Below are 11,855 nucleotides of genomic sequence, written 5' to 3' on the forward strand. Positions count from 1 at the left end.
AACCGGCCCAACACGTGCGCCAGCGGCAGGAACAGCAGCGTGCGCACCTCCTCGGCCTCCAACACCTCAGGGACGTGGGCGCAGGCGTTGAGGCAGAGGTGGACGAGGTTGCCGTGGGTGAGCTCGGCGCCCTTGGGACGGCCGGTGGTGCCGGAGGTGTAGACGATGGTGGCCAGGTCGGCGCTGGTCAGGGGCGCGCTGCGGGCGTCCAACTCGGCGGGAGATACGCGCTTGCCGGCGGTGATGAGCGCGGTGACGGCCTCCTTGGCGAGGTTGAGCACGTGCAGCTCGGCCAGCTCCGGGTGCGCGGCGATGAGCCCGTTGAGCATGGTCTCCATGGGCTGGTCCTCGACGACGACGAGCCGGACGGCGGCGTCGGTGAGAATCCAGTGCGCCTGCTCGGCGGAGGAGGTCTCGTAGATGGGGACGACGACGAGCCCGGCCTCCCAGGCGGCGAAGTCCAGCAGCGTCCACTCATACGACGTGTGCGACATGATGCTCAGCGCGTCGCCGGGCTGCAGGCCCAGCGCCACCAGGCCGGCGGCCACCTCCCGGACCTGCTCGCGGAACGCACGGGCGGACATGTCGCGCCAACGGCCGCCGACGGAGGACTTACGGGCGATGAGCGCGCCGTCGGGGTTGGTGCGCACCCGCTCGGCCAAGGCCCACGGCGCCGTCATGGCGGCGTGGGCCGGCACCAGCAGCGGGGTGCTGTGCTCGCGCGTGGGCGCGGCGGGGCTGCCCGGGGCCGTGATGACGGTGTCGGCGGCCTGGTTTGCGGGGTCCTGGCTCACTCCTGCGGCCCTTTCTTCGTGGTGGAGTAGATCTCGGCGATGGTGTCGGCGTAGGTCTCCATGACCAGGTTGCGCTTGACCTTGAGCGACGGGGTCAGCAGCCCGTTGGCCTCGGTGAAGTCCGAAGTGAGCACCCGGTAGGTGCGGATCGATTCGGCGCGGGAGACCGCCCGGTTGGTGCGTGCCACGGCCCGGTCGAGGGCGGCCAGCACCTGTGGGTGGGTTGAGGCCTCAACCACGTCCATCTCGGGCAGGTTGTGGTTGCTCAACCATTGCGGCAGCATCTCCTTGTCCAGCGTGACCAGGGCGGAGATGAAGGGCTCGCCGTCGCCGACCACGAGCACCTGGCTGACCAGCGGGTGGCCGCGCAACCGGTCCTCGAGGATGTTGGGGGAGACATTCTTGCCGCCGGCGGTGACGATGAGCTCCTTCTTGCGGCCGGTGATCCGCACCCAGCCGTCGGCGTCGACCGCCCCGATGTCTCCGGTGCGGAACCAGCCGTCGGAGGTGAAGGCCGCGGCCGTCGCCTCCGGGTTGTTGTGGTAGCGGGAGAACACACCCAGGCCGGTGACCTCCAGCTCACCGTCGGCGCCCACGCGCACCCGGTTGCCGCACACGGGCGGCCCGACGGTGCCGATCTTGTTGAGAATGTCGAGGTTGACGGCGGTGGGGCCGATCGTCTCGGTCAGGCCGTAGCCCTCCAGGATGACCAGGCCGATGCCGCGGTAGAAGTGGCCCAGCCGCTCGCCGAGCGGCCCGCCGCCGGAGATGGCGTAACGGGCGTTAGGGCCGAGCAGGGCGCGGATGGTGCGGTAGACGAGTCGGTCGGCGATGGCGTGGGCCGCCCGCAGCTGGCGGGAAGGGCCCGCCTCGGTGTCCAGGGCCCGGGAGTACTGGATCGCCACCTTCGCCGCCCAGCGGAAGGTCCGCAGCTTGGCGCCCGAGCCGGCCTTGGCGTCCGCGGCGTTGTAGATCTTCTCCATCACCCGGGGGACGGCCAAGACATAGGACGGAGCGAAGCCCTTGAGATCGGGCAGCAGGGTCTTGACGTCGGGAGTGTGGCCGAGCACGCCGTTGCCGGCGATCGCCAGAATCTGCAGGAAGCGGGCGTAGGCGTGCGCCAAGGGCAGGAAGAGCAGCAGGCGGGTATCGGGGGAGTTGAGCAACTCCGGGATCCACCGCACCCCGTTCCAGCCCAGACCCGCGGCCTGGCGGTGCGTGATCTCCACGCCCTTGGGGCGGCTGGTGGTGCCGGAGGTGTAAATGATCGAGTAGACGTCGTCACAGCTCAGGGCCGCCGAGCGGGCCTCCAGGTCCTCCCGGGGCACGGCCCGGCCGGCTTCGCCGATGGTGGCCAGGGCGTCATGGTCCAGGGACAGCACCTTGACGGGGGCGGCGTTGGGGTCGGCAGCCGCACGGGAGGCAGCGGCCCCCCGCACCAGCTCGGCGAGCACGGCGCTTTCGGTGACCGCGAGGCGCACGTCGGCGTCGGCGAGAATCCACTGCACCTGCTCGGCGGAGTCCGTCTCATAAATCGGCACGGACACCAATCCGGCGCGGGCGATGGCCATGTCCAGCAGCGTCCACTCATACGAGGTGTGCGCCATGATGCCCACGCACTGCCCGGCCTCCAGCCCCATCCCCACCAGGCCGGAGGCGACGCGTGCGACGTCCTCGCCGAAGGCACGCGCCGTGACCTTGACCCACGAGTTGCCCAGCTGGGTCTTGCGCTCGATGAGGGTGGAGTCGGGGGTACGGGCGATACGGTCGGCCAGCAACCACGGGATGGTCCACGTCGCCTCCGGTTCCTGAACCAGGGGGCTGACGGCGACGCCGTCGATGACGATCGGGCTTCCCGCTGTGGAGGGGACGCCAGTGGACATGGGTGCTGAGGAAAGTGGGGCCACCGCACTATTCTTTCAGGTCAGTCGCTGGTTGCGCGTCGGTTGGGCCGACGAAACCAGGAGCGGACGTTGGAGGTTTTCTCCAGGAACCGTAGCGCGTTCCGGTGACCAAGCCCGGGAGCCCACGCGGCGGTGGGCGACGCCGTGCTCATGACTGCACGCCGGCGGGCCCGCCGTACAGCGCGTCAATGTCGGGTGCGAAGCGTTCCAGCGCAGCTCCCCGCCGCACCTTGAGTGAGGGAGTGAGCAGCCCGTTGGCCTCCGTGAAATCGACGTTGAGCACCCGGATCTTGCGGATCGACTCGGCCCGGGACACATGCTTGTTGGCGCGCTCCACGGCTCGATTGAGCGCCGCCAGCACCTGCGGGTGGGTGGCGGCCTGGGCGACGGACATGGGCTCCAGATCGTGGGAGCGCAGCCAGGCCGGCAGCATTTCGGCGTCCAGGGTGACCAGGGCGGCCACGAAGGGCCGCTGCTCGCCGACGACCACGACTTGGCTGATGAGCGGGTGGCCGCGCAGTGAGTCTTCCAGTGCCGCGGGGGAGACGTTCTTGCCGCCGGCAGTGACGATGACGTCCTTGGCACGGCCGGTGATGGAGACGTAGCCGTCTCGATCCAGGGAGCCCAGGTCTCCGGTGCGGAACCAGCCGTCCTCGGTGAAGGCCGCCGCCGTCGCCTCCGGGTCGTGGTGGTAGCCCTGGAACACCGAGGGGCCTTTGAGCAGGATCTCGCCGTCTGAGGAGATGCGCACCGCCATGGGCGGCAGGGGCGGCCCGACGGTGCCGATCTTGGACAGGCGGGGCGTGTTGACCGCGATCGGCCCGACCGTTTCAGTCAGTCCGTAGCCCTCCAGGACGGGGATACCCAGGCCCCGGTAGAAGTGCGCCAGGCGCGTTGACAGCGGGGCGCCGCCGGAAATGATCCAGCCGGCGTTATTCCCCACAAGAGCGCGGATACGCTGATAGACGAGCTTGTCGGCCAGGGCCCGTTGGGCACGGAGCTTGCGGGACGGACCAGCCGCGGTGTCGGTAGCGCGCGAGTAGTCAACGGCGACTTTCGCCGCCCAGCGGAAGATCTTCCGGGCGCTGCCACCTCCCGCCTGAGTGTCGGCGGAGTTGTAGATCTTCTCCAAAACCCGGGGCACGACCAGCAGATAGGAGGGGCGGAAGGAGGCCAGGTCCGACAGCAGGTTCTTGGTGTCGGGGGCGTGCCCGATGATGCCCTCCCCGGAGATTTGGAAGACCTCCAGGAAACGCGCGAACACGTGCGCCAGCGGCAGGAACAGCAGCAGCCGCGAGTCACGTCCCATGCCGATCTCCGGCATCCACAGGTGGGCGTTGGAGCACAGGTCGGTGAAGTTGCCGTGCGACAGCACGGTTCCCTTGGGCGCTCCGGTGGTGCCCGAGGTATAGACGATGGTGGAGATGGACGACGTGGTCAGCTCCTCGGTGCGGCGGGCCACCTCGCTGCGCGGCACCTCGCGGCCGGCCTCGGTGATGGTGTGCAGGGCGCCGGTGTCCAGGGACAGTACCGGCAGCTCCTCCCGGTCAAGCGAGCGGGCGGCGGCGCGCACCAGCTCCGCGGTGGTGATCGTTTCGGCGACCACGAGGCGGGCGTCGGCGTCGCGCAACACGTAGGCGATCTGCTCGGCGGAACTGGTCTCGTAGATGGGCACGGGTACGAGCCCCGCCGTCCAGCAGGCGAAGTCCAGCAGCGTCCACTCATACCGGGTGCGCGACATGATCGCCACCCGCTCGCCCGCGTCCAGTCCCATGCCGATGAGGCCAGCGGCAGTGGCCTGAACATCGTCGTAGAACTCCTGGGCGGTCATGGTCTGCCAGGTGTCACCGATCTCCTGCTTGCGGGCGATGAGGGGGCGGGCGGCGGAGCGTCGCACCCGCGCCTCAAGCAGGGAGGGGATGGTGGTGTGCTCATCGATGCGGATGAGCGTGGGCGCCTGCCATTCCAAGGCGCCCACGCTCGCCGCGGAGGTGTGGGAACTCGCGGCTGAGGCGGGCTGGGCGGTACTAGAGGTCATCGTGCTCTACTTCCTCAGGTCGCACGTAGCGGTCCCTCCGGGGTGAGGTCCGCACAGTTCGGCCTTGCTTATGTGTTGCCACGATACTCCGCGCGCCCGCGTGGCTCAGCCCAACCGGTCAGCCCTGCTTGGAGCGATTCGGCTTGGCGGGAGCCTCACCCAGCTCGACGGCGGCCACCCGCACCGGGGCGGCCTCGCCGGAGGCGGGGGACAGGACGAGCGGACCGGTGACCTTGGCCGCCTGGGTCAGATCGGCACGCACCGCTTCGACGGCGAGAACCGCATCCTCGGGCACCACCAGCTGCACCGACAGGATCGGCGTCTTCTGGCTGGTCTTCGCCTCGGACTTCACCTTGCGCAGCGCCGCCAGGGCGGCACCGGCGTGGTCGACCAGGGCGCGGTCGGCGTCGCCGGCCGCCTCACGCAGCGGCGCGGCCTGCGGCCAGGCGGCGCGGTGGACGCTTCCGGTGCGGTACCAGCTCCACACCTCCTCGGTGGCGAAGGGCAGGAACGGCGCGAACAGACGCACGAAGGTGTCCACGGCAATCGCCAGGGTGGTACGCGCGCTGCGCACGGCCGCCGGGTCATGGGAGCCGTCGAAGTCGTTGGCGCGGTCCTTGACGAGCTCGATGTAGTCGTCACAGAACGTCCAGAACAGCGACTCGGTCACCTCCAGGGCGCGGGAGTGCTCGAAGCCCTCGAAGGCGGTGGTGGCAGCGTCGACCACGTCCGCCAGTGCCGCCAGCACGGCCCGGTCAATGGGCTCGGTGACGTCAGCCGCGTCCAGGCTCGGGGCGGGCACAGCAGCCTTGGCGGCGGCATCGGCGTCCCAGGGGATCCCCATGGATAGGGCGAACTTGGAGGCGTTGAGGATCTTGATGGCCAGACGCCGCCCGATCTTGATCTGCGTCTCTTCAAAGGCGGCGTCCAATCCCAGACGGGCCGAGGCCGCCCAGTAGCGCACCGCGTCGGAGCCGTACTTCTCCAGCAGGCCCATGGGGGTGACCACATTGCCCTTGGACTTGGACATCTTCTTGTGGTCGGAATCCAGGATCCACCCGGACAGGCCCGCGTTGGCCCACGGCAGGGCCCCGAACTCCAGGTTGGCGCGCACCACGGAGGTGAACAGCCAGGTGCGGATGATGTCCTGGCCCTGAGGACGCAGGTCCATGGGGTAGACGCGCTCGAACAGGTCCGCATCGGTCAGCCAGCCCGAGGCCAGCTGCGGGGACAGGGAGGAGGTGGCCCAGGTGTCCATAATGTCCAGCTCGCCGACGAAGCCACCGGGCTTACCGCGCTGGTCCTCGGTGTAACCGGCGGGTACGTCGCTGGAGGGGTCCACCGGCAGGGCGGACTCCTCGGGGGTGATGACGGCGTCGTAGTCCACCTCGCCGTCTTCGCCCACCCGGTACCACAACGGGAAGGGCACGCCGAAGAAGCGCTGGCGGGAAATGAGCCAGTCATTGTTGAGACCGCCCACCCAGTTCTCGTAGCGCACCCGCATGAAGTCGGGGTAGAAGCTCAGCTCCTGGCCGCGCTCGAGCAGCTCCGCCGCCAGGTCCTTGCCCGAGGCGGGGTTGGTCCAGGGCTTGCCGCCGTTGCGGATGTACCACTGGCGGGAGGTGACGATCTCCAGCGGCTTGTCGCCCTTTTCGAAGAAGTTGGTTTGCCGCGTGGTCTTGGTGGGTTCCCCGCGCATCTCCCCGGAGGCGCGCAGCTCATCCACCATGACCTGACGGGCGGAGTAAGTGGTCTTACCGGCCATCTCGCCGTAGACGCGCCGGCCCGTCTCGGTGGTGATCCATGCCGGCGTCTCGGTCTCGATGCGTCCATCCTTGCGCAGGATTGCCCGCAGCGGCAGGTTCAGGTCCCGCCACCAGTCGATGTCGGTGGTGTCGCCGAAGGTACAGCACATGGCGATGCCGGCGCCCTTGTCCATTTCCGCCTCCGGGTGGGGCAGCACCGGCACCTCCACCCCGAAGACGGGGGAGGCGACGGTGGTGCCGAACAGCGGCTGGTAGCGCTCGTCGTCGGGGTGGGCGACCAGGGCGACGCAGGCGGCCAGCAGCTCCGGGCGAGTGGTTTCGATGCATACGTCGGAGGTGCCGCCCGGGCCGGTCTCGATGGGGGCGCCCGCAGCGGCGGCGGTGGCAGCGGCGTCGGGGTCGACGACGTGGAAGGCGAGGCGGTGGTAGAAGCCCGGGTACTCGCGCGACTCGATCTCCGCCTGGGCGACGGCGGTGCCGAAGGTGACGTCCCACAGGCCGGGGGCCTGCGCCTGGTAGGCCTCTCCGCGGGCCAGGTTGCGCAGGAACGCCGTCTGGGCGACCTTGCGGGCGCGCGTGCCGATGGTCTGGTAGTTCTGCTTCCAGTCCACGCTCAGCCCCAGGTGGCGCCACAGAGCCTCGAACTGGGCCTCGTCCAGGGCGGTCAGGCGCTCGCACAACTCCACGAAGTTGCGGCGCGAGATCGGCACCTGGTCGCGGGCCTTGATGGACTTGCCCTCGCCTCCGGTGTGCGGGGGTGTGAAGTCCGGGTCGTAGGGCAGGGACGGGTCGCAGCGCACTCCGAAGTAGTTCTGTACGCGCCGTTCGGTGGGCAGACCGTTGTCGTCCCAGCCCATGGGGTAGAACACGGCCTTACCGCGCATGCGCTGGAAGCGGGCGAGGGTGTCGGTGTGCGTGTAGGAGAAGACGTGCCCCACGTGGAGGGAGCCGGAGACGGTCGGCGGCGGGGTATCGATGGAGAAGACCTCATGGCGCTGTGCACTGCGGTCGAAGGCGTAGATGCCCTCGCGCTCCCAGCGCTCCTTCCAGGTCTCCTCCAGGCCATCGGTGTTGACCCTCTCGGGCACTCGCGGGCTGTGGAGCTCGGAGGGAAGGATCCGGGGAGACTGCTCGGCTGGCTGCTCGGCGGTAGGAGTCTGCGACATGGCCCTGATTGTGTCATGGGCTCTGGTCGTGCCCGGCGATGGGCGGGGGAGAACGGCTGTGAGGTGGGTGACGGGGCCGGCCTAAGCCGGTTCCCCGGTCCGCGCGGTGCGTTTGTCGGCCTCGGACAGGGTCGCCAGCAAACGCGAGGAGGCGCGCGCCATGTGGACGGTCATGGCGGCGCCCGCGGTCTGCTCGTCATGGTCCCGGATAGCGTCGAGAACGGGCACGTGCTCGAGGTAGGACGGTTCGAAGCTCTCCTCGACGTCCATGACGCGTTGGATCCATACGCGCAGCAGGGCGCTGATCGACCTCATCATGTTCGCCAGTACGTGGTTCCCGCTGGCCTGGGCTATGGCGAGGTGGAAGGCGACATCGGCGGCGGTGAACTCCTCGGTCGTCGTCGCCGCGCGGATGCGTGTGAGGGCGGCCTCGATCTCGGCGAGGTCCTCTTCGGTGCGGCGCCTGGCGGCAAGGCCTGCGGTGATGACCTCAAGGTGGCGGCGGGTCTCCACGAGGTCGGTCGCGGAGCGCTCGCCCAGGAGGAGTCCCCACTCGACGACCTGGGGCAGCAGATCCGAGGTCGAGCTCCTGAGGTACGTGCCGCCGCCATGACGCACATCGACGAGACCCAGCAGGCTCAGGGCCTTGACACCTTCGCGGACCACCGAGCGGCTCAGACCGAAGGCTTCGCACAGCTGGCGTTCGGAGGGCAGTTTGTCGCCGGGGCCGACCTGGCCGGACACGATGTAGTCGATGAGAGCACGTGTGACCTCCGCCGAGGTGGTCGGTGGGTCCTCGACACGCAGAGAGTGGAAGCTGGGCACTGATGAGGCGGCGGAGTCGTCGCCAGTGATCGAGCGGGTGCTCTGGTCCACGGTGTTCTCCTTCGGCCGAGGGACACCTCAGAATACTCAGGGCTACCTGCCGCGTCGCGCCAGGTCGGCGCGCTGGGCCTCCGTCAGCGGGCGCGTGGGCAGGTTCTCGAGCAGGAGCGCCACCTTGGCCGTGGCCTCGAGCTCTTCGACGGCGTCAAGGGCAGAGCCGAGGTTTGCACCGGCGACGACGGGGCCGTGGTTGGCCAACAGAAACGCGGGGTGGTCTTTCGCCGTCGCGGCTACGAGCGGGGCCAGCGACGGGTCGCCGGGCGCGTGGTAGCTCAGCAGCGGCAGGCGACCCACCCGCATGCAGTAGTAGGCGGTCAGCGGGGGGATGACATCCTCGGGGTTCACATCGGCGCGGCACGCGAAGGCCACGCAGTATGTCGAATGGGTGTGGATGACAGCGCCGACGTCGGGTCGCGCGCGCATCACCTCCGCGTGGAGGAAGGCCTCCTTCGAGGGCTTGGGACCGCGCACGTGGCGGCCTCGTTCATCGATGACGGACAGCTCCGCGGCGGTGATGGTGGCCAGGCTCGACCCGGTCGGGGTGACGAGGATGCCGTCGTCCACGCGCACGGAGACATTGCCCGTGCGCCCGTGGGTGAGCTGCTTGGCGGAGATCTGGCGCGCGACGTCGATGAGTTGCTCCCGCGCGGCCTGCTCGTCAGTCATTGGTCCTCCCGGAACGGTGGACGGCCGCAAGCAAGGACCGCGCGGCGGCCGTGGGGCCGGCGAGGACGGTCTCGCCGCGGGCACGGGACAGACGCTCCGCCACGGGGCCGAGCGAGTACTGGGCGAGCAGGATCGGGCCGGCGACGTGAGCCGTGCCCTCCTCAAGCGCGTGCAGGAGTCCCTCCTCGTCCCCCGCGGAGGCGAAGCTCAGCGCGGCGTCGACGGCGCGGCCGTCGACTCGGGTGGACGAACCGGCGTCCGCCAGGTGAGCGCGCAGGCGGTTGACGGCGTCCGTGGTGGGCGCCTCGGCGCTGCCGACGACGGTGATGTCGGGCAGGCCTGCGGCCGCCACCTGTGCGAATACGGCGCCGTCGGACGTGCCCACTGGAATTTCCCAGCCCGAGGTCGCTCGCAGGGCCGTGGCGCCAAAGAGGGAACAGGTGACGAGGACACCATCGGCTCCTCCGAGGCGGGCGTTGGTGAGCAGAGCGAGGAAACGCTCCTCATAGGGGCCGGACGTGCTGTGCGCGTCGCGGGCATCGGTGAAGAGGCGGTCGTCGAGCAGAGTCCACACGTCGGCCGTGGGCGCCTGGTCGAGGATCGCAGCACGTGCGGGTGCGACGGCCGCCGCCGTGGCGCAGACGAGGGCGATGCGCGGCGCGCGTGTCATACCAGGGATCCGATCTGGTCGACGAGGGCCTCGCCGAAACCGGAGCAGGTGGAGGCGCCGCCCATATCCGGCGTGGAGGTCCCAGAGGTGACGGTGGCCTCGACCGCACGGTCGATGAGGTCTCCGGCCCTGGCAACGGCCGTGTCGTCGTGCTTGGAGCCGAGCCAGCGCAGGAGCATGGCCGCCGAGCCGATCATGGCGATGGGGTTGGCGATGTCACGGCCTGCGATATCCGGAGCCGAGCCGTGGGAGGCCTGGGCCATCGCGCGGTCGGCCGAGGAGTTGAGGGAGGGGGCGATCCCGAGCGAACCCGCGAGCTCACCGGAGAGGTCGGAGAGGATGTCACCGAACATGTTCTCCGTGACGATGACGTCGAAGTCGGGGGCCCGGCGCACAAGGTGTGTGGTCATGGCGTCGATGTGGAAGTCGTCAACGGTCACGTCGGGGAAATCCTTGGCAACCTCGCGGGCGACGTCGCGGAACAGGCCGGTGGTCATGCGCAGGACGTTGGCCTTGTGGACGATCGTCACGTGCTTGCGCCGCTGCTCGGCCAGCGTGAATGCTTCGACGGCGATGCGGCGGCTGCCTTCGCGGGTGATGATCCCGTGCATGATGGCCATATCGGGTGTGGGCATCATCTCGCCGGTGCCCCGGAAGGTGTTGCGGTCGGCGTAGAAGCCCTCCGTGTTCTCACGAACAATGACGAGGTCCGTGCCGGGCTTGACGCAGTCTTGACCGGGGAAGGACCTCGCCGGGCGGATATTGGCGAATAGGCCGAAGTGCTTGCGGATGGTGCCGGACGGGTTGAGCGTGGAGCGCAGGGGCTCCGGGTAGGACGCGGAGTCGTGCGGCCCGAGGAGCCAGCCGTCGGTGGCCTCAAGCGCTTTGAGTGTGCTCATGGGGGTGTGCTCGCCGAACTTCTCAATCGCCTCGAAACCGAGGGGCAGCTGCTCCCACTCGACCTTCCCGGCTCCCGCGGCCTCCATCGCCGCATCGACGGCCCGGACCGCGACCGGCACGATCTCCGGGCCAATAGCGTCTCCCAGAAGCACTCCCAGGTGGTAGTTGTGCGACATCGTCTGCACTCCTTCGTCAGTACGTCATCAGTCTGCCAGCACGACCAGTGGTCGACCGCTACCTGAGCAGTGTAGCCAAGTGGTAGACCATTCGGGAGGGCGCGGGACGTGGAGATGTCTCGATCGATCTATGAGATATGTCACTATAAGGTGCCATGAAGTCGAGATAAACGGCTGTATGACGCGAGTTTATGACGACGGTGCTTCGGATGGCGGGGAGGGTGTGTGCATTGGTTGAGGGTCTAAGTGGTGACCACTTTGGTGGAAGTGTGTTTAACTGGTTGACAACTCGGGGCGATGTTGCCCCGCCCCACGGGAGGTGAACCATGCCAACACGGCCGGAGCCCCAACCCACCGCGCCGGATCTTGCTCTCGGCGTCATCGCCGACGACTTCACTGGCGCCGGCGACGCGGCCTCGTTCCTCGCCGCCGGTGGGGCGCACGTCGTCCTCCTCAACGGGCTGGCGCGTGACGTTGCCCTGCCCCCGGACGTCGACGTCGTCGTCGTCGCTCTCAAGAGCCGCACGCAGAAGACCGCCGAAGCCGTGGGCGAGAGTCGGGCCGCACTGGAGCTCCTGCGCAGCCTTGGCGCCCACCAGATCTACGACAAGTACTGCTCAACCTTCGACTCCACCGACGCGGGCAACATCGGCCCCATCGCCGACATGCTCGTCGAGCAGACGCATACGCCGTGGACCATCTTGTGCCCGGCGCTGCCGGCCAACGGGCGGACGACGCATGAGGGAGTCCTCTACGTCGACGGCGTCCCGCTGGCGCGCAGCCCCATGCGCCTGCACCCGCTGACGCCGATGACGCGCTCGTGGATCCCGGACCTCATGGCGCCTCAGAGCGCCTACCCCACCTATGTGCTGCCGCGAGCCGTCTACGCC

The 11,855-nt window shown here is 69.0% G+C and carries 9 protein-coding genes; 1 reads left to right on the plus strand and 8 read right to left on the minus strand.

Features of this window, described 5'->3' with window-relative positions; translation table 11 throughout:
• From RWX45_RS03200 to RWX45_RS03235, 8 genes are all read right to left on the minus strand, one after another.
• A partial coding sequence (locus RWX45_RS03200) for an AMP-binding protein (RefSeq protein ID WP_410050667.1) occupies positions 1-755 on the minus strand: 755 nt, incomplete at its 3' end.
• A 35-nt stretch (positions 756-790) separates the two neighbouring features.
• Positions 791-2,677, minus strand: a complete 1,887-nt coding sequence (locus RWX45_RS03205; protein ID WP_316022344.1) for an AMP-dependent synthetase/ligase — start codon at positions 2,675-2,677, stop codon at positions 791-793.
• Positions 2,678-2,846: 169 nt separating this feature from the next.
• On the minus strand, positions 2,847-4,736 hold the full coding sequence (locus RWX45_RS03210) for an AMP-dependent synthetase/ligase (RefSeq protein ID WP_316022337.1): 1,890 nt from the start codon (positions 4,734-4,736) through the stop codon (positions 2,847-2,849).
• Between the two features lie 118 nt (positions 4,737-4,854).
• On the minus strand, positions 4,855-7,668 hold the full coding sequence (gene valS / locus RWX45_RS03215) for a valine--tRNA ligase (RefSeq protein ID WP_316022338.1): 2,814 nt from the start codon (positions 7,666-7,668) through the stop codon (positions 4,855-4,857).
• 81 nt (positions 7,669-7,749) lie between these two features.
• Positions 7,750-8,544, minus strand: a complete 795-nt coding sequence (locus RWX45_RS03220; RefSeq protein ID WP_316022339.1) for a FadR/GntR family transcriptional regulator — start codon at positions 8,542-8,544, stop codon at positions 7,750-7,752.
• A gap of 42 nt (positions 8,545-8,586) precedes the next feature.
• Positions 8,587-9,219, minus strand: a complete 633-nt coding sequence (locus tag RWX45_RS03225; RefSeq protein WP_316022340.1) for an aldolase — start codon at positions 9,217-9,219, stop codon at positions 8,587-8,589.
• Positions 9,212-9,889, minus strand: a complete 678-nt coding sequence (locus tag RWX45_RS03230; protein ID WP_316022341.1) for a hypothetical protein — start codon at positions 9,887-9,889, stop codon at positions 9,212-9,214. Before RWX45_RS03230 ends, RWX45_RS03225 begins: the two co-directional genes overlap by 8 nt.
• Positions 9,886-10,965 carry an isocitrate/isopropylmalate dehydrogenase family protein gene (locus RWX45_RS03235; RefSeq protein WP_316022342.1) on the minus strand — a complete coding sequence of 360 codons (1,080 nt, stop codon included), beginning with the start codon at positions 10,963-10,965 and terminating at the stop codon, positions 9,886-9,888. Before RWX45_RS03235 ends, RWX45_RS03230 begins: the two co-directional genes overlap by 4 nt.
• Positions 10,966-11,291: 326 nt before the next feature.
• Between RWX45_RS03235 and RWX45_RS03240 the strand changes: the two genes are divergently transcribed.
• The coding region (locus RWX45_RS03240) for a four-carbon acid sugar kinase family protein (RefSeq protein WP_316022343.1) at positions 11,292-11,855 on the plus strand (564 nt) is incomplete at its 3' end.

The sequence above is a fragment of the Actinomyces sp. MRS3W genome, from assembly GCF_032465695.1.
In the GTDB taxonomy this organism is placed as follows: Bacteria; Actinomycetota; Actinomycetes; order Actinomycetales; family Actinomycetaceae; genus Actinomyces.